At 53.3% G+C, this 22952-nt stretch carries 23 protein-coding genes; 16 read left to right on the top strand and 7 right to left on the bottom strand.

Going from position 1 to position 22952, the window contains the following annotated elements; genetic code table 11:
* The first annotated feature begins 53 nt into the window (after positions 1–53).
* The 8 genes from eno (at position 54) to WA318_RS11420 (ending at position 9559) form a co-directional block, all read left to right on the top strand.
* A complete protein-coding gene (gene eno / locus WA318_RS11455) occupies positions 54–1325 on the top strand; it encodes a phosphopyruvate hydratase (RefSeq protein ID WP_114097396.1) in 1272 nt (423 codons plus the stop codon).
* Positions 1326–1663: 338 nt separating this feature from the next.
* Positions 1664–2020 carry an FtsB family cell division protein gene (locus WA318_RS11450; RefSeq protein ID WP_114097397.1) on the top strand — a complete coding sequence of 119 codons (357 nt, stop codon included), beginning with the start codon at positions 1664–1666 and terminating at the stop codon, positions 2018–2020.
* A gap of 551 nt (positions 2021–2571) precedes the next feature.
* Positions 2572–3582 (top strand): pyruvate dehydrogenase (acetyl-transferring) E1 component subunit alpha, encoded by a 1011-nt coding sequence (gene pdhA, locus WA318_RS11445; RefSeq protein WP_114097398.1) that lies wholly within the window; start codon positions 2572–2574, stop codon positions 3580–3582.
* Between the two features lie 54 nt (positions 3583–3636).
* Positions 3637–5079 carry a pyruvate dehydrogenase complex E1 component subunit beta gene (locus WA318_RS11440; RefSeq protein ID WP_114097399.1) on the top strand — a complete coding sequence of 481 codons (1443 nt, stop codon included), beginning with the start codon at positions 3637–3639 and terminating at the stop codon, positions 5077–5079.
* Positions 5080–5143: 64 nt separating this feature from the next.
* Entirely contained in the window at positions 5144–6454 is a 1311-nt protein-coding gene (locus WA318_RS11435; RefSeq protein ID WP_336081169.1) for a pyruvate dehydrogenase complex dihydrolipoamide acetyltransferase, read from the top strand.
* 95 nt (positions 6455–6549) lie between these two features.
* On the top strand, positions 6550–7947 hold the full coding sequence (gene lpdA, locus WA318_RS11430; RefSeq protein ID WP_336081167.1) for a dihydrolipoyl dehydrogenase: 1398 nt from the start codon (positions 6550–6552) through the stop codon (positions 7945–7947).
* 118 nt (positions 7948–8065) lie between these two features.
* A complete protein-coding gene (gene lipA, locus WA318_RS11425) occupies positions 8066–9064 on the top strand; it encodes a lipoyl synthase (protein ID WP_336081165.1) in 999 nt (332 codons plus the stop codon).
* 36 nt (positions 9065–9100) lie between these two features.
* Entirely contained in the window at positions 9101–9559 is a 459-nt protein-coding gene (locus tag WA318_RS11420; protein WP_114097403.1) for a type II toxin-antitoxin system RatA family toxin, read from the top strand.
* Between the two features lie 72 nt (positions 9560–9631).
* Here the strand turns inward: WA318_RS11420 and WA318_RS11415 are convergent, their stop codons facing one another.
* Both WA318_RS11415 and WA318_RS11410 read right to left on the bottom strand, forming a co-directional pair.
* On the bottom strand, positions 9632–10129 hold the full coding sequence (locus tag WA318_RS11415) for a CinA family protein (protein WP_309471201.1): 498 nt from the start codon (positions 10127–10129) through the stop codon (positions 9632–9634).
* Positions 10130–10133: 4 nt separating this feature from the next.
* On the bottom strand, positions 10134–10616 hold the full coding sequence (locus WA318_RS11410) for a phosphatidylglycerophosphatase A family protein (protein ID WP_181850173.1): 483 nt from the start codon (positions 10614–10616) through the stop codon (positions 10134–10136).
* A gap of 226 nt (positions 10617–10842) precedes the next feature.
* On the opposite strand from WA318_RS11410, the gene WA318_RS11405 reads away from it, so the two are divergent.
* Both WA318_RS11405 and WA318_RS11400 read left to right on the top strand, forming a co-directional pair.
* Positions 10843–12171: a M23 family metallopeptidase gene (locus WA318_RS11405; RefSeq protein WP_114097404.1), complete on the top strand. Its 1329-nt coding sequence runs from the start codon at positions 10843–10845 to the stop codon at positions 12169–12171.
* Positions 12128–12586, top strand: a complete 459-nt coding sequence (locus WA318_RS11400; protein WP_114097405.1) for a bactofilin family protein — start codon at positions 12128–12130, stop codon at positions 12584–12586. The genes WA318_RS11405 and WA318_RS11400 overlap by 44 nt, the downstream gene beginning before the upstream one ends.
* Before the next feature lie 142 nt (positions 12587–12728).
* On the opposite strand, the gene WA318_RS11395 is transcribed toward WA318_RS11400, so the two are convergent.
* Both WA318_RS11395 and WA318_RS11390 read right to left on the bottom strand, forming a co-directional pair.
* Positions 12729–13427: a haloacid dehalogenase type II gene (locus WA318_RS11395; RefSeq protein WP_114097529.1), complete on the bottom strand. Its 699-nt coding sequence runs from the start codon at positions 13425–13427 to the stop codon at positions 12729–12731.
* Between the two features lie 77 nt (positions 13428–13504).
* Positions 13505–15538, bottom strand: a complete 2034-nt coding sequence (locus tag WA318_RS11390; protein ID WP_336081156.1) for a lytic transglycosylase domain-containing protein — start codon at positions 15536–15538, stop codon at positions 13505–13507.
* Positions 15539–15745: 207 nt separating this feature from the next.
* Between WA318_RS11390 and dapA the strand changes: the two genes are divergently transcribed.
* The 4 genes from dapA (at position 15746) to WA318_RS11370 (ending at position 18502) form a co-directional block, all read left to right on the top strand.
* The gene (dapA, locus tag WA318_RS11385) at positions 15746–16627 is read left to right on the top strand and encodes a 4-hydroxy-tetrahydrodipicolinate synthase (RefSeq protein WP_114097531.1); all 882 of its coding nucleotides are present in this window, start codon (positions 15746–15748) and stop codon (positions 16625–16627) included.
* 17 nt (positions 16628–16644) lie between these two features.
* Positions 16645–17121 carry an SsrA-binding protein SmpB gene (gene smpB / locus WA318_RS11380; RefSeq protein ID WP_114097406.1) on the top strand — a complete coding sequence of 159 codons (477 nt, stop codon included), beginning with the start codon at positions 16645–16647 and terminating at the stop codon, positions 17119–17121.
* 132 nt (positions 17122–17253) lie between these two features.
* Positions 17254–17913 (top strand): sulfite oxidase-like oxidoreductase, encoded by a 660-nt coding sequence (locus WA318_RS11375; protein ID WP_336081152.1) that lies wholly within the window; start codon positions 17254–17256, stop codon positions 17911–17913.
* Between the two features lie 88 nt (positions 17914–18001).
* Positions 18002–18502 carry a glutathione peroxidase gene (locus WA318_RS11370; protein ID WP_336081150.1) on the top strand — a complete coding sequence of 167 codons (501 nt, stop codon included), beginning with the start codon at positions 18002–18004 and terminating at the stop codon, positions 18500–18502.
* Positions 18503–18527: 25 nt separating this feature from the next.
* Here the strand turns inward: WA318_RS11370 and recQ are convergent, their stop codons facing one another.
* The 3 genes from recQ to WA318_RS11355 form a co-directional block, all read right to left on the bottom strand.
* Positions 18528–20360, bottom strand: coding sequence for a DNA helicase RecQ (recQ, locus tag WA318_RS11365; protein WP_336081148.1), 1833 nt, complete (start codon positions 20358–20360; stop codon positions 18528–18530).
* Between the two features lie 19 nt (positions 20361–20379).
* Positions 20380–21021, bottom strand: a complete 642-nt coding sequence (locus WA318_RS11360; protein ID WP_336081146.1) for a uracil-DNA glycosylase — start codon at positions 21019–21021, stop codon at positions 20380–20382.
* A gap of 77 nt (positions 21022–21098) precedes the next feature.
* Entirely contained in the window at positions 21099–21707 is a 609-nt protein-coding gene (locus WA318_RS11355) for a LabA-like NYN domain-containing protein (protein WP_114097411.1), read from the bottom strand.
* Between the two features lie 209 nt (positions 21708–21916).
* On the opposite strand from WA318_RS11355, the gene folK reads away from it, so the two are divergent.
* Both folK and rpoZ read left to right on the top strand, forming a co-directional pair.
* Positions 21917–22465: a 2-amino-4-hydroxy-6-hydroxymethyldihydropteridine diphosphokinase gene (folK, locus tag WA318_RS11350; protein WP_336081143.1), complete on the top strand. Its 549-nt coding sequence runs from the start codon at positions 21917–21919 to the stop codon at positions 22463–22465.
* Between the two features lie 111 nt (positions 22466–22576).
* Positions 22577–22909: a DNA-directed RNA polymerase subunit omega gene (rpoZ, locus tag WA318_RS11345; protein ID WP_114097412.1), complete on the top strand. Its 333-nt coding sequence runs from the start codon at positions 22577–22579 to the stop codon at positions 22907–22909.
* Positions 22910–22952: the final 43 nt, after the last annotated feature.

Here is a 22952-nt window from a genome sequence, read left to right as displayed (position 1 = left end):
CTGCATGCCGAACAAACGGCATGGTTCCTACCAGTGAGGAGAACGTTTCTGTCATGACCGCTATTATCGATATTCGCGGCCGCGAAATCCTTGACAGCCGTGGTAACCCGACGGTCGAAGTTGATGTAACTCTGGAAAATGGCGCCTTTGGTCGTGCTGCCGTTCCGTCGGGTGCATCTACCGGTGCGCACGAAGCCGTTGAGCTTCGTGACAAAGAAGACCGTTATCTCGGCAAAGGTGTGACCAAGGCTGTTGCCGCGGTCAATGGTGAGATTTTCGAAGCACTTGTCGGCATGGATGCCGAAGATCAGGTTGCTGTCGACAATGTCATGATCGAACTCGACGGAACGGCCAACAAGTCCCGTCTGGGTGCCAACGCCATTCTTGGTGTTTCGCTTGCAACTGCCAAGGCCGCTGCCGAAGACGCAGGTCTTCCGCTTTACCGCTATGTTGGTGGTGCCTTTGCCCGTACGCTTCCGGTTCCGATGATGAATATCATCAATGGTGGCGAGCATGCAGACAACCCGATCGATGTTCAGGAATTCATGATCATGCCGGTGTCGGCTGAGACCGGTTCCGATGCGATCCGTATGGGGGCGGAAATCTTCCATAACCTGAAAAAGGCCCTGTCGGCTGATGGTTTGAACACCAACGTTGGTGACGAGGGCGGCTTTGCTCCGAATATTGCATCGACCGAAGCTGCTATCAGCTACGTCATGAAATCGATCGAAGCTGCTGGCTACCGTCCGGAAGAAGACGTCGTTCTGGCACTTGATGCGGCATCGACCGAATTCTACAAAGACGGAAAATATATTCTGGCAGGCGAGGGCAAGACCCTTGATTCCAGCGGTATGGTCAAATACTGGGCCGATCTTGTCGGCAAATACCCGATCTTCTCCATCGAAGACGGTATGGCTGAAGATGACTGGGATGGTTGGGCTGAACTGACTGCTGCCATTGGTACCAAAACCCAGCTTGTTGGTGATGACCTGTTCGTGACCAACCCGAAACGTCTTGCTGACGGTATCAAAAAGGGTGTGGCAAACTCGATCCTGGTCAAGGTTAACCAGATCGGTACGCTGTCCGAGACCCTTGAGGCTGTCGAAATGGCACATCGTGCCGGTTATACCGCAGTCATGTCGCACCGTTCGGGCGAAACCGAAGATGCAACCATTGCCGACCTTGCTGTTGCAACCAACTGTGGTCAGATCAAAACCGGTTCGCTGTCGCGTTCCGACCGTATGGCAAAATACAACCAGCTGATCCGCATCGAAGAGATGCTTGGTGCTGGCGCCTACTATCCGGGTCGTACGATCCTGAAGTAATCCGGTCTGACGGTTTGCTATCAAACGGGGTGCATTGCATAGACAGTGCACCCCTCTTTTTTGGGTTGATCGGGTCGGTTGTGAGGCGAATACAGGTCGCGAAACCGTGAGTCAGGATTATCTGATTAACCGTAAATCAACGCCCTTGTAGTGTTGGTTTAATTCTATTTTTACCAATCTCTGCGCTACTGAATGGGTAATTTTGGCAGCCCTGCAGCTTTGTTGTTCTGTAAGTCACAGAAAACAAAAGAAAATAACGTATGTTGTTTTTATGTTGTTGGGGCGGAATGATTCTGAACGTCGCCAAAGCCGCAATTTCGCGCAAAGGGCAAAGGTAAATGTCGTCAAGTTCGCCGGTTTTTCGCCGCCTGAAACAGGCCGTCGCACCGGTAATCGCATTTACAGTGATGGCATATTTCATCTTCCACAGTGTGGAAGGTGAGCGTGGTCTGCTGACCTATTGGTCAATGCAGGACCGCGTTACCGAAATTGCCAAAGTTCTCGACGAAACCACAGAACGTCGCAAGGATCTTGAGCGGCATGTCGTATCATTGCGGGCAAGCCATCTTGATCCTGACCTGCTTGATGAACGTGCACGTGCAATGCTTAACGCCGCCCATCCCGATGATGTGATTATTTTCCATCATGATGGCTATCAGGGGATGGCAACAATCACTGCTGCCCATACCGACTGAACGGACTCTGATTGCGTTTTATAACGTCTCAGGGAATCCGGATCTCTGATTCCTCCCTTGAAATGCTCAGAATGGCGGCCTGATTTGTCGTCATTGATGATTTCTGGCGAAATTCTTGGTTGTGAATTTCGGTCAGTAATGTGCGTCTTGCGCTAAGGTGTTGTTTAAACTGACTTCTGGTTTATTGACGTGGATATGCCGGGTTTGGTTGATTGCGTTGATAATGAATGCCTTCTTTGGGTTGCATTCCGGCAAGAACGGCTATGCGGTATTATCGTCATAAAAGCATAGCATTTGTGACACAGGGGAATGAACGAAAATGAACGCATCCTTCCAAGTCGCTGAAAACGCTGCATCTCCACATATTTGCCAAATAGCGTGAATTAACTGATATTAGGTTTATTTGTGATTGTGCGTTGCAAAACAACAGTTTACTCGCAGTTTGATTGCTTGCCCTTGGAGGTCGTTTTAGGTAGTCATTTCGGTGGTCCAGTACCGAATTAAGCGCTCATACATGATGCTTAAGCGATAGCCATCCACCGGGAGGAAACATGGCGACCACGAAACGCAAACGCGCCACTACGCGCGCCGACAACCAGGCGAGCAGTGACGATCTCCTCAAATATTACCGTGAAATGCTGCTGATCCGCCGCTTTGAAGAAAAAGCCGGTCAGCTGTACGGCATGGGTCTTATTGGTGGCTTTTGCCACCTGTATATCGGGCAGGAAGCAGTCGTTGTCGGCATGCAGTCTGCGATTACCGGCGACGACGGTGTGATCACCAGTTACCGTGACCATGGCCACATGCTGGCCTGTGGCATGGATGCCGGTGGTGTTATGGCCGAGCTGACGGGCCGCGAAGGCGGTTATTCCCGCGGCAAGGGCGGCTCCATGCACATGTTCTCCAAGGAAAAGAACTTCTATGGCGGCCACGGCATCGTTGGCGGTCAGGTTCCACTTGGTACCGGTATCGCCTTCAATTACAAATATCGCGGTGAAAACCGTGTTTGTCTGACCTATCTTGGTGACGGTGCCGTTAACCAGGGTCAGGTCTATGAAGCATTCAACATGGCCGCTCTCTGGCAGCTTCCGGTGATCTATTGCATCGAGAACAACCAGTACGCCATGGGCACATCGACCCAGCGTCATTCGTCCAGTCCCGACCTTTATCAGCGCGGCGTTGCCTATGGCATTCCGGGTGAACAGGTTGATGGCATGGATGTTCTGGCCGTCAAGGAAGCTGGCGAACGTGCCGTTGCGCATTGCCGCGAAGGCAAAGGTCCTTACATTCTTGAGCTGAAAACGTACCGTTATCGCGGTCACTCGATGTCGGATCCTGCGAAATATCGCACCAAGGATGAACTCGACAAGATGCGCAAGGAACACGACCCGATCGATATGGTCAAAAAGCTTCTGATTGATGGCAACATCATCGATGAGGCAGGCCTGAAGGATATCGACAAGGAAGTGAAAGCCGAAGTCGCAAAAGCGGCCGAATTCGCGCAGAACAGCCCGGAACCGGATGTTTCTGAACTGTTCACCGATATTCTGATCGACGCGTGATCGCGACTTTTCGCGAACCGCTTTTGACCGATATTTCCCGGGAGAGAGGGAACAATGCCGATTGAAGTTTTGATGCCGGCCCTGTCGCCGACCATGACCGAAGGCACGCTTGCCAAATGGAACGTCAAGGAAGGCGACACGATCGCATCCGGTGACGTCATCGCAGAAATCGAAACCGACAAAGCAACGATGGAAGTTGAAGCTGTCGATGAAGGTACTGTGGGCAAGATCGTTATCGCCGAAGGTACCGAAAATGTCGCAGTGAATGCAGTCATCGCCTATATCCTCGAAGAGGGCGAAGACGCATCTGCACTTGATAACGTTTCAGCATCACCGGCCGCTGCTGCACCGGCTGCGGAAGAAGCACCTGCTGCCCCGGCTGCAGAATCCGCTCCTGCCGCAAGTATGGCAAGTGCCGCACCGGTTGCTGCAAGTGGTGCAATTGAACGTTCTGACGCTGAACCGCGCGCCATGAGCGTGATGAACGCGACCCAGGACGAAAAAACCTATACCAAGTTCAAAACCCAGACCGTGCGTGAAGCCCTGCGTGATGCAATGGCCGAAGAAATGCGCGGTGACGAAAACGTCTTCGTCATGGGCGAGGAAGTTGCGCAGTATCAGGGGGCCTACAAGGTTACCCAGGGCCTGCTTGATGAATTCGGTGACAAGCGTGTTGTCGATACCCCGATCACCGAGATCGGTTTCACCGGTATGGCAACGGGTGCGGCCTTTATGGGCCTTAAGCCGATTGTTGAATTCATGACGTTCAACTTCGCCATGCAGGCAATCGACCATATCATCAACTCTGCGGCCAAGACGCTTTACATGTCCGGTGGCCAGCTGGGTTGCCCGATTGTCTTCCGTGGTCCGAACGGTGCAGCTGCCCGCGTTGGCGCACAGCATTCGCAGTGCTATGCATCCTGGTATGCACATTGCCCGGGCCTCAAGGTCATTGCACCGTGGTCGGCTGCAGACGCCAAAGGCCTTCTGAAGGCTGCGATCCGCGATCCGAACCCGATTGTCTTCCTTGAAAACGAAATCATGTACGGTCAGAGCTTCGAAGTTCCTGATGACGAAGATTTCGTCCTGCCGATCGGTCAGGCCAAGATCGAACGCGAAGGGACCGATGTCACCATCGTTGCTTTCTCGATCATGGTGGGCAAGGCGCTCAAGGCTGCTGAAAAGCTGGCAGAGCAGGGGATCTCGGCTGAGGTCATCAACCTGCGCACCATTCGTCCGCTCGATGTGAACACCATCATTCGCTCGGTAATGAAGACCAATCGTCTTGTTACCTGTGAAGAAGGCTGGCACTTCGCCGGTATCGGTGCGGAAATCGCATCTGTGGTCATGGAGCATGCCTTTGACTATCTCGATGCACCGGTTGCCCGCGTGACCGGCGAAGATGTTCCGATGCCGTATGCTGCAAATCTCGAAGTGCTTGCACTTCCGCAAGAGCAGCACATCGTCGATGCGGCCAAGGCCGTTTGCTATCGCTAAGTGATACGGACAGGGGCAGGCGCCGTTTAACAGCGCGCCGCCCCGTTACCGGGAGAATGTGTTCATGCCTGTAAAAGTATTGATGCCGGCCTTGTCGCCGACCATGACCGAAGGCACCTTGGCAAAGTGGCACGTCAAGGAAGGTGACACCGTTGAATCGGGCGATGTCATCGCAGAAATCGAAACCGACAAAGCCACGATGGAAGTCGAAGCCGTCGACGAAGGCAAGATCGGTAAAATCCTTGTTGCCGAAGGCAGCGAGGGCGTTGCTGTTAACGAAGTTATCGCGCTTCTTCTTGAAGAAGGCGAAGACGACAGTGCCCTTGAAGGCGCTGATACCTCTGCCGCAGGCACTGCGCCTGCAACTGCCGAAGCGCCGGCAGAAGCCGCACCGGCACCGTCAGCAGCACCTGCTGCGGCAAGCTCGGTCCCGGCTGCACCTGTTTCGGGTGGTGAGCGCGTCAAGGCAAGCCCGCTGGCACGCCGTATCGCTGCAAACGAAGGTGTCGACCTTGCTGCGGTGACCGGTTCCGGTCCGCGTGGTCGTATCGTCAAGCGCGATGTCGAAGCTGCGAAATCTGCCAAACCGGCTGCTGCAGCTGCTGCCCAGGCAGCACAAGCGGCATCCTCTGCTCCGGCTGCTGCTGCACCGGCGGCTTCTGGCTGGAACCCGGATCTTACCGGTCTTCCGGAATATGAGGAAATCCCGAACAGCGGCATGCGCAAAACCATTGCGCGTCGCCTGACGGAATCCAAACAGCAGGTTCCGCATTTCTACCTGACCGTGGATTGCGAACTCGACAACCTTCTGGCAACCCGCAAGCAGCTGAATGACAAGGCTGGCGAAGGCGTCAAGATTTCGGTCAACGACTTCATTATTCGCGCGGTTTCGCTGGCACTCAAGAAAGTTCCGGCTGCCAATTCCATCTGGACCGACAAGGCGACCCTTCAGTGCAAGAAACAGGACATCTCGGTGGCGGTTGCCATCGAAGGTGGTCTGATCACGCCGGTCGTTCGTGATGCCGGTTCCAAAGGCCTTGCTGAAATCTCGACCGAGATGAAGACGCTGGCTGGCAAAGCCCGCGATGGCAAATTGATGCCCGAAGATTATCAGGGCGGGACCTTCTCGGTTTCCAACCTTGGCATGTTTGGTATCAAGGAATTCTCCGCCATCATCAACCCGCCGCAGGGTTGCATTCTGGCTGTCGGTGCTGGTGAACAGCGTCCGGTGGTCAAGGATGGTGCTCTGGCCGTTGCAACTGTCATGAGCTGCACTCTTTCTGTTGATCACCGTGCGGTCGATGGTGCAGTTGGCGCTCAGTTCATGGCCGAATTCAAAAAGCTGATTGAAGACCCGCTGAGCATGCTGCTCTAACGGTCCAAAGTTGCGCGGGGACTTTAATCAGTCCCCGCAAGCATTTGAATTTCAAGACCTGTAACCGGAAACGGACAGGCGAAGGAGATCCTACGATGGCGGATAACAATTTCGACGTAATCGTGATTGGTGCAGGTCCGGGTGGTTATGTAACCGCAATCCGTTCTGCCCAGCTTGGCCTCAAAACGGCAGTTGTAGAACGTGAACATCTTGGCGGTATTTGCCTGAACTGGGGCTGCATTCCGACCAAGGCGCTTCTGCGTTCGGCCGAGATTTACCGCAACATGAAACATGCCAAGGAATATGGCCTGTCATGTGAAAAGCCGTCCTTTGACATTGATGCCGTGATCCAGCGTTCGCGTGGCGTCTCCAAGCAGCTTGCTGGTGGTGTCGGTCATCTTCTCAAGAAGAACAAAGTCACCGTCATTAACGGTGAAGCCAAGTTCGATGGCCCGAAAAAGGTCGTTGTGACGGGTAAGGATGCCGGTACCTATACCGCGAAGAACTACATTATCGCGACGGGTGCCCGCGCACGTTCCCTGCCGGGTCTAGAAGCCGATGGCAAAGTGGTTTGGGATTACAAAAAGGCGATGACGCCTGACAAAATGCCCAAAAGCCTTGTCGTTGTCGGTTCCGGTGCCATCGGCATCGAATTCGCCAGCTTCTATCACACCCTTGGTGCGGACGTGACTGTGGTTGAAATCATGCCGCAGATCATGCCAGTCGAGGACAAGGAAATTGCCGCACTCGCTCAGAAGATGATGACCAAGGACGGGATGAAAATTCTGACCGAAGCCAAGGTCGCAAATCTCAAGCGCAATGCCGACAATGTTGTTGTCACGGTTGAAACCAAAGACGACAAGAAACAGGAACTTACCGTTGATCGTGTGATTTCAGCTGTCGGGGTTATCGGCAACACTGAAAATCTCGGTCTTGAAACGACCAAGGTCAAAGTTGATCGCAACGTCATTGGCACCGATGAATATTCGCGTACCGACGAGCCGGGCATTTTTGCCATTGGCGACGTTGCCGGTCCGCCGATGCTGGCTCACAAGGCCGAGCATGAAGGGGTGGTCTGTGTCGAGAAAATCGCAGGCGTTAAAAACGTCCATCCGATTGATCCGCTCAAGATCCCGGGTTGCACCTATTGCCATCCGCAGGTCGCAAGTGTCGGCCTGACCGAAGCCAAGGCAAAAGATGCCGGTTACGACGTCAAGGTCGGCAAATTCCCGTTCATTGGTAACGGCAAGGCTGTTGCCCTGGGCGAGGCCGAAGGTCTGGTCAAAACTGTGTTTGATGCCAAGACCGGCGAATTGCTTGGTGCCCACATGGTCGGCACAGAAGTCACCGAGCTGATTCAGGGCTTTGTGGTTGCGATGGGGCTTGAAACGACTGAAGAAGACCTGATGCATACGGTCTTCCCGCATCCGACCCTGTCGGAAATGATGCATGAGTCGGTCCTTGACGCCTATGGGCGTGCAATCCACTTCTAAAATATCGGGTTCTACCGGGCGCACATGCCCGGTATGACCATTTTTGACGAATGTCGGTTTGACAAATTCGTGGCGTGGCGGCACATTGCCGCCCGTCCAATCCTTCGGAGGTAACTCTATGTCGACGGCGCGCAACGAAGCCAAAGCTCTTCGTCACCCGGAAAAGCAAAAACGGCCAGATCGTCCATCCGGACGCAAGCCTTCCTGGATTCGCGTCAAGGCGCCAACCTCCCAAGGTTATCAGGAAACCCGCGAACTTGCGCGTGGCCTGAACCTTCATACTGTTTGCGAAGAAGCCGCATGCCCGAATATCGGCGAATGCTGGCAGAAGAAACACGCATCCTTCATGATTATGGGCGATACCTGTACGCGTGCATGTTCGTTCTGTAACGTGAAGACCGGTATGCCGAACGCGCTTGACCCGTTCGAGCCGGAAAATCTTGCGATGGCGGTCGCCGACATGCAGCTCAAGCATGTTGTGATCACGTCGGTTGACCGTGATGACCTTGCCGATGGCGGTGCAACGCACTTTGCCCGCGTCATTGAGGCCATCCGCCACAAATCGCCGGAAACCACCATTGAAATTCTGACACCGGACTTCCGTGACAAGCCAGGTGCTGTTGAAATCGTCGCCAAGGCCCGTCCTGACGTGTTCAACCACAACCTTGAAACGGTTCCGCGTCTTTACACCAACATCCGCCCGGGCGCGCGCTATTACCAGTCTTTGCGCATCCTTGATCGGGTCAAGCAGATCGATCCGACCATCTTCACCAAATCCGGCCTGATGGTTGGTCTTGGCGAAGAACGCAAGGAACTCTCGCAGGTCATGGATGACCTGCGTGTCGCCGATGTCGATTTCCTTACGATCGGTCAGTATCTTCAGCCGACCCTGAAGCACGAACCGGTTCATCGCTTTGTGACGCCTGACGAATTTGATGAATATGCATCAATGGCACGTGGCAAGGGATTCCTGATGGTGTCGGCAACGCCGCTGACCCGTTCGAGCTACCATGCAGACCGTGACTTTGAACAGTTGCGAGAAGCCCGCGAGAAGAAACTTGCAGCTGCCGAAGCAGCCAAGGCAAAAGCAGCGCGCGCAGAAGCCGTTGCACAATAAATCTGAACGATAGCGCGACGATAAGGGGAGATACGAGTGCCGACGCATGCAGAGCGCAGGAAACTGCCCTATACGCCGGAACAGCTCTTCGAACTCGTCGCGGATATCGATTCCTATTCCGAGTTTCTGCCCTGGTGCGTTGCATCAAGGGTACGCAAGCGCGATGGTGATGTGCTTCAGGCCGATCTGGTGATCGGCTTCAAGATGTTTCGCGAAAAATACACATCCAAGGTTACGCTGCAGCGTCCGCATCGCGTTGATGTGGAATATCTTCAGGGCCCGTTCAAATATCTCAATAACCATTGGGTATTCGAAGCCGATGAAGACGGGGGCACCTGGCTCGACTTCTTCGTGGATTTCGAATTCCGTTCGGCCTTGTTGCAGAAAATGATCGGCGTTGTGTTTAACGAGGCGGTTAAACTGATGGTCGGGGCCTTTGAAACCCGCGCACGTGAAGTTTACGGCGAACCGCAAATCCCGTCTTCGGAAAGCTAGGCTTCCAACGCTATCCTGAAAATTCCGAAACTTTGAGTTCCCGGTGGTATCTGATGCCGGGCAGGGTGGTTGTCACTGATCGAGCATGTCGCTGATCAATTCGAAAGCTTTGAGAACCGTTGCCTTTCGCACAGCATGACGGTCTCCGGCAAAGACTTCGTGATATGTGATGGTCTGGCGTTCGTGGCCCGCACAGCCAAAATGAACAAGTCCGACGGGTTTTGTTGCGCTGCCACCACCCGGACCGGCAATGCCGGTAACGGAAACGGCTATTGACGCATTCGGTGCACGTTCAAGCGCCCCTTCGCACATGGCGCGCGCAACCTGTTCGGACACTGCGCCGTAGTTTGAAAGAAGGTCGTTGCTTACACCGATCAGGTCGTGCTTGGCCTCGTTCGAATAGGTGACAAAGCCACAATCAACGACGGATGAGCTCCCGTCGACACCGGTCAAACTCCCGGTGATCAGGCCGCCCGTGCAGGACTCGGCTGTGGCAATCATTTCACCTTTTGCCGAGCATTTCGCAATCAGGGCGCTGGCTGCTTTGAGAATGTCATCATCTATCATCATTGGCTTATCCACCCATAAGGTAAACCGGCACCGCAAGGACGATCATCGCAAAAATGCCTGCCAGCACATCATCAAGCATAATGCCAAAACCGCCACCAACCCGGCGATCAACCCAGCGGATCGGCCATGGCTTTGCAATGTCAAAAACACGAAAGGCGACAAAGGCGGCTAAAAGCCAGCCAAGATCGCTCCAGCCGGCATGAAGCGGCACGACCAGAAGGCACATCCACTGACCAACCACTTCATCAATCACGATTTCACCTGCATCGTGAATGCCAAGAAGGTGACTATATTGATGTGCGGCCCAGACGCCGATGGCAAAAATAATGATGCTGGCAATGACCAGCGCCTCATTCCCGCCGTAAAACCAGATTAGCCACCCGAACGGCAGAGCAGCAAACGAGCCAGCCGTTCCCGGTGCTTTCGGGCTTTTGCCGCTAAAGAACCAGGTGGCAGTGCAGGAAATCAGAAAACGGGAAAAAGCCATGGATGGTTTACGTATGAGCTGTGGCAGATGGCCATAGGTAACACAGCATCGACCCCGGACGGTGAAAATTTTACCCTTAAGGGTGTGTTAACACTCTTGCCTGTGTGCGAAGTTACAGGTAGCGTAAAGAAAAAGGTTAATAAGTCGCAGGCGGGGTTAAAAAGAAACACTACGCAACCGGAAAGTCCGGGCGTAACTACGGGCAACTAGGGGTTAGACACTGAATATGTCGGCGTTTCAAGGCATGCGTCGCTTGGTGGATAAGTGGTTTCCGGACCGGCAAATTCTTATCCGGTCAAACGATTCCGTTTACCAGCTTCGTCTTGGAAAATATGGACAGCTTGCGCTGGCTTCGTTCGGGGCTGCGGCCATTGTATGGACCGTCGGCGTCAGTGGCTATAGCTGGTATCTTGATCAGCGTCTTGCGACGCGTGAAGAACAGCTTTTCCGCAGTGAGCTGTCCTACAATCGTCTGATCGCGCGTGTCACCGAAAGTCAGAGACGTTTCGGCGAGATTACCGCGCAGATGGAAGATACCCATCGCAACCTGTTGTCGATGGCTGAAAAGAACCTGCAGCTTCAGGCGCGGGTTCAGGATTACACATCCAAGCTCGCGAGCAGCGAGAAGGAAAAAGTCCGGATTTCAGCCCTTCGCACATCGATGGATAACCAGATGAATGCGCTTCAGGGCCAGATTGACGGGATCACCAACCGGAACCTTGCACTGCGCGACGAATTGGAAACTGTTGAAACTGTCATGTCTCGCGTGATGCGTGAACGCGATCAGGCATTGCAGCGTTCCAAAAAACTTCAGGGTGAGCTGAGCGACGCCCGCCAGCGTATTGCTGATCTGCACACCATTCAGCAGCAAGCAATGCAGCGTGTCGCGGAAACCGCTGACAGCACGATTCTTGAACTTGAAAATGTTCTCGAAATGACCGGTTTACAGCCGGATACGTTCATTCTTCCGCCGATGAAGCCGCAAGAGCCGGGCGTTGGTGGACCGTTCGTGGCCTTTGAGCCCGAACACCCGCAAGACGAAGAATTTGTAAATGTGGCTATGGCTCTGAGTGATCGAATGGATCAACTGGCCAGCCTGCATGACAGATTGAAAAAGACGCCGATTGGTGAACCTGCTGCGTCTTATTATCTATCGAGCTCGTTCGGTAAACGAAAAGACCCGATCAATGGTCGCTGGGCTTTTCATTCCGGTGTTGATCTAGCCGGGCCGATCAGAACACCGATTCTCGCAACTGCACCGGGTAAAGTGGTGCATGCAGGATGGAGTGGAAAATACGGGAAAATGGTCGAACTCGATCATGGGAACGGCGTTAGAACCCGTTATGGACACTTATTTAAGGTCCTCGTCAAGAAGGGCGACGAAGTGCGTTACCAGGACCAGATAGCGCTCATGGGAACCACCGGTCGAAGCACCGGTAGTCATGTGCACTATGAAGTTCTGGTTCAAGACAAGCCGGTCAATCCCCTAAAATTTATTGAGGCGGGACGATATGTTTTCAAAAACGAGCAAGAAGACACAAACAGGGACAACTAAAAACGGTAACGCGGCTGCTGAGAAAAAGGGTGGCCTTTCGGTCATCAATGCCGACCTTCGCGTAACCGGTGACCTTATTTCGGAATCTGACGTGCAGGTTGATGGTTCGGTGAACGGTGATATTCGTACCCGCACCCTTACAATCGGCCAGAACGGTGAAGTTCGTGGCGAGATTGTTGCTGACAAGGTCCGCGTCTGCGGTACCGTTATCGGTCAGGTTCGCGCACGGGACGTTTCATTGTCTGAAACTGCCCGCATGATTGGTGACATTCTGCATGAAAGCCTGTCGATCGAACCGGGCGCCCATATCGAAGGGCATTGCCGTCGTATCGAAGGTGTGGCTGAAGAGGGCGGCCTAACCGTCATACAGGCTGGGCAGATTGTTGCTGCGAACGTGAAGAAAGAACACAAGTAGTCATTGAAAAATGATGACGGGGATGTCGGTGACGGGTCCGGTCATTTGATGATACCCTGACAGAAAATCAGAAAAGGCAGGTTCCGGAATGGACCTGCCTTTTTCATATGGGTGCTGTTCCCGAAATTGAGTTGCCTTTCCCCTACGCCTTTTGCGGCTCGGAGATCAGTGGCAATAGCTCGTCAAGGCCGCCAAGAATAACGTCTGCCTCATGTGACAGGCGCTCTTTGGGTTGCTGTGTGCGGTTGATCCATGCTGTACGGAACCCGAAATGTCCGGCACCGGCAATGTCCCATCCGTTTGAAGACTGGAACGAGATTTCCGCAGGCTGCAATTCAAGTTTGTCTGCCGCGAGCTGATAGACATCCGGATGTGGTTTATAGGTCTTGAGATCGTCAACACAGATGATCTGATCAAACAGCGACAGAATGCCCGACGATTTCGCTGCCGAGATCAACATATGCTTCGCGCCATTCGACAGGATGGCAAGCTTGTGCCCCTTAGCTTTCAGGGTATTGAGCGTTTCGACCACTTCCGGGAATGTATCAAGCGAAAGATAGGTTTCCATCAGTTTGGCACGCAAAACCGGGTCCTTTTTGCCTGTCTGATCCATGGCATAGTCAAGCGCATCACCCGTGACTGTCCAGAAATCTGCAAAATCCCCCATCAGGCTGCGAAGCCAGGTATATTCCAGCTGTTTCTGTCGCCACAATGTGGAAAGGCGATCAGCTTCATCGCCAACGCTGTCACGCAGCTTGGACACCGCTGAGCCAACATCAAATAGGGTTCCATAAGCATCGAAAACAAATGCGCGACAGGAAGACAGTACATTATCGGACATATTGCTGACCTTTTCTGACAAGCAGTATTGATCAAATATGGGCAGACAGGCCAAAAGCGCAAACCTGACGACCGGAATTAATCCTGATCAGGCGTTTCGTTCTGGCCCATCGCAATCTCATCGCGGGCAAAACGCCGACGATAGACATAGGTTCCCTCCATCACGCGCTGAACGTAATTTCGGGTTTCGCTATAGGGGATCATTTCGATCCAGTCGACCAGATCAACATCGGGATCACGCGGATCGCCATATTCGTTGATCCATTGGCGCACACGGGTCGGGCCCGCATTATAGCTTGCGATGGTCAAGGCTTCCTCGCCATCCCAGCGATCGAGCAACTTGGTCAGATATTCCCGACCGAGCGTGATGTTAAAGGACGGGTCTTCGGTGAGGCGATCGGTTTTGTAATCAAGATCCAGCAACTTTGCCATGCGCTTGGCAGTCGCCGGCATCAGCTGCATCAAGCCGCGTGCACCTGCTGACGATACCGCCTGCGGGTTAAACAGGCTTTCCTGGCGCATGATGGCATGGACCAAAGCCGGATCGGGCGCACGGCCAAGCGGAACCTGTTCATGGATCGGGTAGGCGGCATCAAGATAGCCGCTTCCTGTGCGAATGCTGCGTTTGGCGGCAATGATGCCAAGGTCGGCGCGGCCATATTCGCGGGCCAGATCGGTCGCCATTGCAAGATATTCGGGCTCATCGTGCTCATATACCAGTGCCATGATGAAGGGCCGGATAATATTTCCGAGACCCATATCGCCAAGTTTGCGAACGACCTGAACCAGTTCCTGATTCTCGAAATCTGTGCGCTGTTGCTGTGTGGGGATCGGTTGTTCCACCGAATAGGTTGGTTTGGCACCCAGTGCATCAATTGCAAGCTGGCCATAGAAAGTGTGGGCATGCTGGGCGGCAAGCTCGTACCATTCCTTGGCGCGTTTTGTATCACCAAGCTTGGCATTGGCACGGCCCGCCCAATAGGCGCCGCGTGACAGGCTGATCGGATATTGCACAACGTCATACAGATTCTGGAAATGCGTCAGGGCAATATCGGCATCGCCCAGGAATTCCAGTGCGATCCATCCGGCATACCATTCGGCTTCGGCAATATCGGCAGGATCAGTCTGTCCATGATTGGCGACCAGACGATAGGCGTCGGTGATGTGGCCCTTTTGCAGGGCGCGCCGAGCAAGAATGGCTTTTTCAAGCCACCAGTATTGTGGCCGGATCGAGATATAAGCCATGTCATTGGCTTGTGATAACAGAAGATCACGGGCTTCCTGATCGCGGTCCTTGACCCGACGCCAGCGAACGCGTTCGTAAACCAGACCGGGGTCATTCTTGTATTTCGCAGGGACACGGTTAAGCGCTCCATCAACGCCACCCTTCATCGCACGCAGGGCTTCGCGGGCTTCTGCAAGCTTGCGATAATCGTCGCTGACATATTTCATTGTGCGCGAAGCCGTCGTCAGGCGACCTTCCCACAACAGGCGATCAAGGCGCTGCTGATGGGTTTCCTGATCGATATATTCGCCGTAACGGTCGATGAAGCGTTTTTCCTGACCACGGCCAAAATTCTCGTTAATCCAGCTGTTGCGGATCAGGGCGACAGCCGCCGATTCCTGACCCGCCCCCAGAAGGGCTTTGATCTGCCGGGTTGCGCCATCGGCAGTGACCGGTGCAGAACGCTTGAACCAAGCCAGAATTTCCTCGTCAGGAACGGCATCATTCATCGCTTCTTCGGCGCGTTGACGCAAAAGCGCCTGACTGGGCCATTTCGGATGGGTGTCGATGAAATTGGTGATTTCTTCAAAGCTGCGTCCGGAATTCGGGGATGTCAGCAACATCCATTCCGCAGCTTTCTGAAGCAGGGGATCATCAAAGTTTGGCAATAGCTTTTCAAAGCTTTCTGTCTGGCCCTTCTCGACAGCTTCGAGAAACGCATTCAAACGTGCGCGGCTGACAGCAGAATAGCTCGGCGAGGGCGGCTGCATCAGAAGAACATTGTCTTCGTTTGCTGCTGCCTTCACCTGATTGCCTGTTGGCATCAGTGTTGATAAGCCCAGTGCCAATGCGCAGACCGAAATCTTGCGGAAAGACGCTTGCGCCATGTGATTGTCCCCTTTGCCTGACGGCAGCGAATGCGCTTTAGACCCGCGCATTATGGCAGTGAAATCGCCAAAAGCCAAACAGTCCTGAACGGAAAATGCAACCCCGATTACAGATCGTTTCGATTATTGTATACAGTGCTTGCGGGAATGACGAACAGCCGCTATTTTCGCGACCGCTTTCAATCCATCCAATGTTTGGAGATCTCCATGTTTAAGGGTTCAATCACAGCTTTGATCACACCGTTTACCCAAGATGGTGCGATTGATGAAAAGGCGTTCCAGTCTTTTGTGGATTGGCAGCTTAAACAGGGCACGACAGGTGTTGTGCCTGTCGGAACCACCGGTGAATCTCCGACGCTTAGCCATGCCGAGCATCATCGCGTCGTTGAACTGGCGCTTGAAGTTGCCAAAGGCCGTGGTCCGGTGATTGCCGGTACGGGTTCCAACTCGACTGCAGAAGCCGTTTCGCTGACCCGTCACGCTCAGAATGCCGGTGCGGATGCTGCACTTGTTGTGACCCCGTATTACAACAAGCCGACCCAAAAAGGTCTTTATGCGCATTTCAAAGCCGTTCACGATGCGACCGATATTCCGATCCTGATCTATAACATTCCGGGTCGCTCGATCGTTGATATGAGTGTCGAGACCATGGCGGAACTGGCAAAATTGCCGCGTATTATCGGTGTGAAAGACGCAACCAGCGATCTTGAACGTCCGGCTCTGACCCGTCTTGCTGCGGGGGCGGATTTCTGCCAGCTGTCGGGTGAAGATGGTACCATCGTTCCGTTCCTGGCACAGGGTGGTCATGGTTGCATTTCGGTGACCTCGAATATTGCCCCGAAACTCTGTGCTGAGCTGCATGCAGCTTGGGCAGCCGGGAACATTGCTAAGGTTCAGGAGTTGAACTACCGTCTGATGCCGGTTCACAAGGCAATGTTCTGTGAAGCAAGTCCGGGGCCGGTAAAGTATGCGGCAGAACTTCTTGGTCTGTGTGGCAGCCATATGCGCCTGCCAATGGTCGAGATTGCCGATGAATCCAAACGCAAGGTCGAAGCCGCGCTTAAAGGTGCCGGACTTCTCGGCCATTAAGCGATAACAAGCGACTTATGGCACCCAAGAAAGAAACAGATAATAACAAGGTCGTTGCGCAAAACCGGCGAGCCCGCTTTGACTATTTCCTGACGGAAACATTCGAAGCCGGGATCGTCTTGCGCGGCACCGAAGTTAAATCGCTGCGCGACGGCAAGGGAAACATTCAGGAATCCTATGCCGAAGCCAAGAATGACGAAGTGTGGCTGATCAACGCGTATATTCCTGAGTATCAAAGCAAAATGCCGTTCGGCCACGAAGAACGCCGTCCGCGCAAATTGCTGTTGCATAAACGTGAAATCGCCAAAATGCATGACGCCCTGAACAAAAAGGGTTTCACGCTTGTGCCGGTCAAACTTTATTTCAACGAACGCGGTATTGCGAAGCTTGAGCTTGCAATTGCCGAGGGCAAGAAAAAGGCTGACAAGCGCGAGGCCGTCAAGGAACGTGACTGGCAACGTGACAAGGCGCGTATCATGCGCGATTTCAATTAGTTGCACTGAAATCCGAACGCCATCGCGCGTATGTGAGTTGCATGGTTCGGTAAAATTCATGAATAAATGGCGTTGGCATGGTGAACATGTCGACGCCATTTTTCGTATCAGCCTGACAGAAAGGAGGAACCTGTGACGCAAAGCTTTTCAGGGAAAATCAGGGACAAGCTGATCGAAGCCAAGCGCAAATGGGCCAGAGACGGCCGTTTGCTGACGGGCACCTCAGACGTGGCGCGTGAAAATCGCCTGCCACCCGGGCAACGACTGGTCAAGGATTGGCCAGTACTTGATCTTGGTATCACGCCACATGTCAGTGCCGATGAATATAAACTGTCTGTGACCGGACTGGTTGAAAACCCGTTGTCGCTCAGTTTTGAGGATCTTCTTGATTTGCCAACTGTTCGGGCAAGAAACGACATTCATTGCGTCACCAGCTGGTCGCGCTACGACAATGACTGGCAAGGTGTATTAGCACGAACATTGGCGGAAATGGTTCGTCCTCAGTCAGGCGCCAGACATGTATTGTTCACCGCCCATGACGGTTACACAACGAATGTGAGGATTAATCAGTTTCTCGATGAGGACGTCCTGATCGCCCATCACTGGAACGATGAACCATTGACCGAAGAGCATGGCGGACCGGTGCGCGTGGTAATTCCGAAGCTGTATTTCTGGAAAAGTACGAAATGGGTGCGTGAGATAAAGTTTGTCAAAGATGACGCGCCGGGATTCTGGGAAGAACGCGGTTATCATAACAATGCCGATCCGTGGACGGAGGAACGTTATGGCTAGATTGTATCTTCGATTTGAAAAAGGCAGCCATTTCATTCTATTATGTCTGCTTACGGTGATTGCAGTCATTTTTTCCTGGAGAGGAGCCATGGCATCGGGTGATACGCAAACGGCGTATGACTTTTCCTTCCCGTCCATCATTGGCGGCGAACTTGAACTTTCAGACTATCAGGACAAGGTCGTTTTGGTGGTGAATACCGCGTCAATGTGCGGGTTCACGCCGCAATATGCAGGCCTGCAGAAATTGTGGGACGATTATCGCGATCAGGGGCTTGTGGTGCTTGGTGTTCCGTCCGGTGATTTTGGCGGACAGGAATATGCCGATGACGCGGCCATTCAGGAGTTCTGCGAAGTCAATTTCGATGTCGATTTCCCGCTGACATCAAAGACCTTGGTCAGTGGTTCTGATGCCCATCCGTTCTTCAAATGGGCGATTGATGTCCTTGGTGCCGAAAATGCGCCAAACTGGAACTTTCATAAATATCTGATTGATCGCAAGGGTAGTTTGATCGCCAGTTTTGACACACGAGTGAGGCCCGGTGACGATGCGGTCATCACTGCCATTGAAGCGGCACTGTCAGGTAGCTGATGGATGGAATGCGGTTGGAAAAGCCTTATCGCCGCCCGTCCATGACATCAAGAAATGCCAACCCGTACTGATCAAGTTTCTTGATCCCGACGCCGTTGATCGATGCCATGTCCTCAAGCGTGCGGGGCTTGAACCGGACCATTTCCCATAATGTGCGGTCACTAAAGATCACATAGGGCGGGACATTTTGGCTGGTTGCCAGTTCTCGGCGCATGGTGCGCAGGCGTTCCCACAAATCCCGGTCTTCTTCATTTTCAAATTCGGTATCGAAGTCTCTCAGGCGCTTGGTCATGGCGCGTTTGCTTTCGCCCGGGTCCTTGCGCATTTCGACGACTTTCTCGCCGCGCAGCACAGGACGGGATTCTTCGGTCAGGTAAACACCGCCATGGCCTTCGACATCGACCTGCAGATATCCCATCGCAAGAAGTTGACGGAAAACCGAGCGCCATTGCGGCTGGGCGATATCCTTGCCAATGCCATAGACCGAAAGATCATCATGGCCGTTTTGCCGAATTTTCTCGGTTTTGCGCCCCATCAGAACTTCGATTACATGTGCCGGTCCAAAGCGCTGACCGGTGCGATATACCGCCGATAATGCCTTGCGCGAAGCATCGGTCGCGTCCCATGTATCGACCGGTTCAAGGCAAGTGTCGCAATTGCCGCACGGTTTGTGCTGGTCTTCACCGAAATAGGACAGGATCACCTGCCGCCGGCATTTGGTGGTTTCGGCCAGACCGACCAAGGCATCAAGTTTGCGCGATTCAATACGTTTTTGGGCCTCGGGGGCGTCGGAACTTGCCACCATGCTTCGGATCGAAACAATATCTGACAGGTCGTAATTCATCCAGGCATTCGCCGGAAGTCCGTCACGCCCGGCGCGCCCGGTTTCCTGATAATAGGCTTCCATGCTTTTGGGCAGGTTAAGATGGGCAACAAACCGGACATTGGGTTTGTCGATGCCCATGCCAAAGGCAACTGTTGCGCAAATGATCAGGCCGTCTTCGCGCAGGAACCTGTCCTGATGAAGTTGCCGGGTTTCTTGCGTCAGGCCCGCATGATAGGGCAAGGCAGGGCGCCCGTTATCGGAAAGCCATTGCGCAACGTCTTCGGTTTTGCGGCGTGACAGGCAATAGACGATCCCGGCATCTTCGGGGTGTTCACGATTAAGAAACGACAACAGTCGCTGCTTGGAATTACCCTTGGTTTCAATGCGATATGTGATGTTCGGACGATCAAAGCCGGTAATAAAGCATTCGGCATCGGTCAGATGCAGGTTTTCGGCGATGTCTTTGCGGGTCGGAGTATCTGCCGTTGCAGTCAGTGCAATGCGTGGCACATGGGCAAAACGCGTTGGCAACAAATCCAGACGCCGATATTCCGGTCTGAAGTCATGACCCCACTGCGAAACGCAGTGGGCTTCATCAATTGCAAACAGCGAAATGCTGATTCGGTCGAGCAGGTTAAGAAACCGGTCCGTCGCAAAGCGTTCGGGTGCGACATACAGAAGATCAATGTCCCCATCAACTGCGCGGGCCTCGATCTCGCGTGCGGCATCCGGCGCCAGTGTCGAGTTGATGAAGGCTGCTTTCACACCAAGCTGGCTAAGTGCGTCGACCTGATCTTTCATCAAGGCAATCAGAGGCGACACCACAACGGCCGTTCCCGGGCGGCAAAGGGCTGGAACCTGATAACACAGCGATTTTCCGCCACCGGTTGGCATCAGGACGAGCGCGTCATTGCCGGCAATCACATGATCAATGATTTCAGCCTGTTGACCGCGAAAGCTGTCATAACCAAAGACCTCGCGCAGGACGTCTATCGGCAGACGTTGTACGGGTCGGTCGAGCAGGTCGTTCATAGGTGATGAATCAGGCAAATTAACCGTCCAGATGTGCGCGGATGTCGGCAAAGACGTTTTCAAACATCTCTGGCGTCAGGCGATAGGTCTGGGTGTTGTAGCGCGAACAGTGATAGCTATCAAACAATGTGATGCCATTTTCCATTTTATGTGACGCCCCATGGGCAAATTTAAGCGATGAAAGCTTAAGCCCGAAGGTGCGTAACATGGCTTGATGGGCAACCTGTCCAAGACACAGGATGGCTGAAAGGTTTTCCATCGCGGCAAATTCGCTGATCAGAAACGGTCGGCACGCATTGGCCTCAGGCCCGGTTGGTTTGTTTTCAGGCGGCACGCATTTCACCGCATTGGTAATCCGGCAATCAAGAAGTTCAAGCCCGTCATCAGGCCGCTTGTCATAGGTGCCCTTGGCAAATCCAAACTTCTTGAGCGTGTCATACAAAAGGTCCCCGGCATAGTCGCCCGTAAAGGGACGTCCGGTGGCATTCGCCCCCTTAAGACCCGGTGCCAGACCGACAATCAGCAACCGGGCATTGATCGGTCCGAACGGGCGAACCGGGCCGTTATAGAATTGCGGAAACTTTTCCTGATTGGCGCGTCTGAATTCGACAAGACGCGGGCAAAGCTGGCAATCGATATCGGGCTGCTGGTAGGCGGTCATGGCATGTCTGACATTTTTGCCGGTTACGGTGAAGGCCGTAACCGGTCGTGATCACGATAGGTGGTGTCGGATCTCAATTACTCGAAATCGAAATCATCAAGCTCCGGATGATCGGGATGGTCATCAATGTCAGGATGATCGTCATCGCGGCGTGGCTGAACCTTACGGGCGATAGTGCCTTCAAGTTCGGTCAGTTCGATAAAGTTATCGGCCTGACGGCGCAATTCATCGGCCACCATCGGCGGGTTGGATTTCACCGTCGAAACAACAGTGACGCGAACACCTTTGCGCTGCACGGCATCGACAAGGCGGCGGAAGTCACCGTCGCCTGAGAAAATAACAACATGATCAAGGTGTTGTGCCATTTCCATGACGTCAATTGCCAACTCGATATCCATGTTGCCCTTGATCTTGCGGCGACCGGCGGCATCGGTGAATTCCTTGGTCGGTTTGGTGACCATGGTATAGCCGTTATAATCAAGCCAATCGACCAGCGGGCGGATCGGGGAATATTCCTGATCTTCAATCAGGGCTGTGTAGTAGAAAGCGCGGATAAGTTGCCCTTTTTGGGCGAAAAGATCCAAAAGACGTTTGTAATCAATGTCAAAGCCAAGGGATCTTGCAGCGGCATAAAGATTCGAGCCGTCAATAAACAGCCCGATGCGTTCCTGCGGGTAAAAAATCATCCTGAAATTCCTCAAACATCAAATTTAATTATACAGTTCCAAAAAATACGGAACACTCAATCTTTACCGTGGCTAGAGGGACAAAGAAAGGCGAAAATATCGTAGACAGAGTATGATGGCTCCCTTAGATATGCCGTCTTTCACGCGTGGCGGGAATGACCCTTTGCGCAAAGAGCTGCCTGCTATCCACTGAACTGAAAGTCTGCTTTGTGAGCACGCCGTCACCAGCCACCACCAGTGCATCGTCGCATGACGCCATACTGATTGCCTTTGGTGCCAATCTGCCTACTCAGGAATATGGTGCGCCTGCGCAAACATTGAAGGTCGCCTTGCAGCGTTTGGCTAGGGATGGCGATATTTCGATTGATCAAGTGTCATACTTTTATGAAACAGCACCGGTGCCGATCTCTGATCAGCCCTGGTATGTGAATGGTGTTGCACGGATTTCAACCGGACTTTCGGCCCATGATCTGCTTGAACGCCTGCACGAGGTCGAAGCCGAATTCGGGCGTGTTCGCCGCGAACGCAACGCAGCCCGCGTTATTGATCTTGATCTGATTGCCTATGGTCGCGATCTTTTGCGTGAAGAAGGGGGGATTCAGGTGCCTCATCCGCGAATGGCCGAACGCGCTTTTGTGCTTTTGCCGCTGCGCGATGTGGCAAGTGGCTGGGTTCATCCGGTGCTTGATCGTACTGTCGAAGATCTGATTGCCGATCTCCCGGCTGACCAGCAGATCAGAAAGCAGGCCGAAAGCTGAGGCAGTACTCGCGAAAACCTGCCCGAAAGAGTGGTTTCGCTGTTGCAACACATATGATCCGGCGCTATAAAGCTCGGTCTGGACACCCCAAAAGTATTTCTGGAGACATTTATGGCGCGCGTTACCGTCGAAGATTGCGTTGACAAGATTCCGAACCGCTTTGAGCTTGTAATGCTTGCAGCTCAGCGTGCACGCAACATCTCGGCCGGTGCAGAACTGACCATTGATCGTGACAACGACAAGAACCCGGTTGTTGCGCTGCGTGAAATCGCCGAAGTAACGGTTGATTTTGACGAACTGCGCAATGGCATGGTGCAGGGTCTGCAGCGGCATGTTGAAAGCGACGAGCCGGAAGAAGCCGAAGACGATTTCGGTCCGAAACTGGTCGCAGAAGCAGTTGAAGAAGCATCTGTCGGCGTGGTTATGCCGTCTGAAGAAGAATAAGGTCAGATTGATATTGATCTGAGCCCGTTCTAAAAGAAAAGCC

The sequence above is a fragment of the Thalassospira sp. CH_XMU1448-2 genome, assembly GCF_037027285.1.
Classification (GTDB): domain Bacteria; phylum Pseudomonadota; class Alphaproteobacteria; order Rhodospirillales; family Thalassospiraceae; genus Thalassospira; species Thalassospira profundimaris_C.
The sequence above is the reverse complement of the archived record's forward strand: the minus strand, read 5'-3'. Positions and strand labels throughout refer to the sequence as shown.

What these genes read in the sequence shown, in the direction of transcription:
- WA318_RS11440 (WP_114097399.1), top strand. Translation starts at nt 3,637, where the DNA reads ATGCCGATTGAAGTTTTGATGCCGGCCCTGTCGCCGACCATGACCGAA.
- WA318_RS11405 (WP_114097404.1), top strand. Translation starts at nt 10,843, where the DNA reads ATGTCGGCGTTTCAAGGCATGCGTCGCTTGGTGGATAAGTGGTTTCCG.
- WA318_RS11395 (WP_114097529.1), bottom strand. Translation starts at nt 13,427, where the DNA reads ATGTCCGATAATGTACTGTCTTCCTGTCGCGCATTTGTTTTCGATGCT.
- WA318_RS11435 (WP_336081169.1), top strand. Translation starts at nt 5,144, where the DNA reads ATGCCTGTAAAAGTATTGATGCCGGCCTTGTCGCCGACCATGACCGAA.
- lipA (WP_336081165.1), top strand. Translation starts at nt 8,066, where the DNA reads ATGTCGACGGCGCGCAACGAAGCCAAAGCTCTTCGTCACCCGGAAAAG.
- WA318_RS11415 (WP_309471201.1), bottom strand. Translation starts at nt 10,129, where the DNA reads ATGATGATAGATGATGACATTCTCAAAGCAGCCAGCGCCCTGATTGCG.
- pdhA (WP_114097398.1), top strand. Translation starts at nt 2,572, where the DNA reads ATGGCGACCACGAAACGCAAACGCGCCACTACGCGCGCCGACAACCAG.
- recQ (WP_336081148.1), bottom strand. Translation starts at nt 20,360, where the DNA reads ATGAACGACCTGCTCGACCGACCCGTACAACGTCTGCCGATAGACGTC.
- WA318_RS11400 (WP_114097405.1), top strand. Translation starts at nt 12,128, where the DNA reads ATGTTTTCAAAAACGAGCAAGAAGACACAAACAGGGACAACTAAAAAC.
- WA318_RS11410 (WP_181850173.1), bottom strand. Translation starts at nt 10,616, where the DNA reads ATGGCTTTTTCCCGTTTTCTGATTTCCTGCACTGCCACCTGGTTCTTT.
- rpoZ (WP_114097412.1), top strand. Translation starts at nt 22,577, where the DNA reads ATGGCGCGCGTTACCGTCGAAGATTGCGTTGACAAGATTCCGAACCGC.
- eno (WP_114097396.1), top strand. Translation starts at nt 54, where the DNA reads ATGACCGCTATTATCGATATTCGCGGCCGCGAAATCCTTGACAGCCGT.
- lpdA (WP_336081167.1), top strand. Translation starts at nt 6,550, where the DNA reads ATGGCGGATAACAATTTCGACGTAATCGTGATTGGTGCAGGTCCGGGT.
- WA318_RS11390 (WP_336081156.1), bottom strand. Translation starts at nt 15,538, where the DNA reads ATGGCGCAAGCGTCTTTCCGCAAGATTTCGGTCTGCGCATTGGCACTG.
- smpB (WP_114097406.1), top strand. Translation starts at nt 16,645, where the DNA reads ATGGCACCCAAGAAAGAAACAGATAATAACAAGGTCGTTGCGCAAAAC.
- WA318_RS11360 (WP_336081146.1), bottom strand. Translation starts at nt 21,021, where the DNA reads ATGACCGCCTACCAGCAGCCCGATATCGATTGCCAGCTTTGCCCGCGT.
- WA318_RS11355 (WP_114097411.1), bottom strand. Translation starts at nt 21,707, where the DNA reads ATGATTTTTTACCCGCAGGAACGCATCGGGCTGTTTATTGACGGCTCG.
- WA318_RS11370 (WP_336081150.1), top strand. Translation starts at nt 18,002, where the DNA reads ATGGCATCGGGTGATACGCAAACGGCGTATGACTTTTCCTTCCCGTCC.
- dapA (WP_114097531.1), top strand. Translation starts at nt 15,746, where the DNA reads ATGTTTAAGGGTTCAATCACAGCTTTGATCACACCGTTTACCCAAGAT.
- WA318_RS11450 (WP_114097397.1), top strand. Translation starts at nt 1,664, where the DNA reads ATGTCGTCAAGTTCGCCGGTTTTTCGCCGCCTGAAACAGGCCGTCGCA.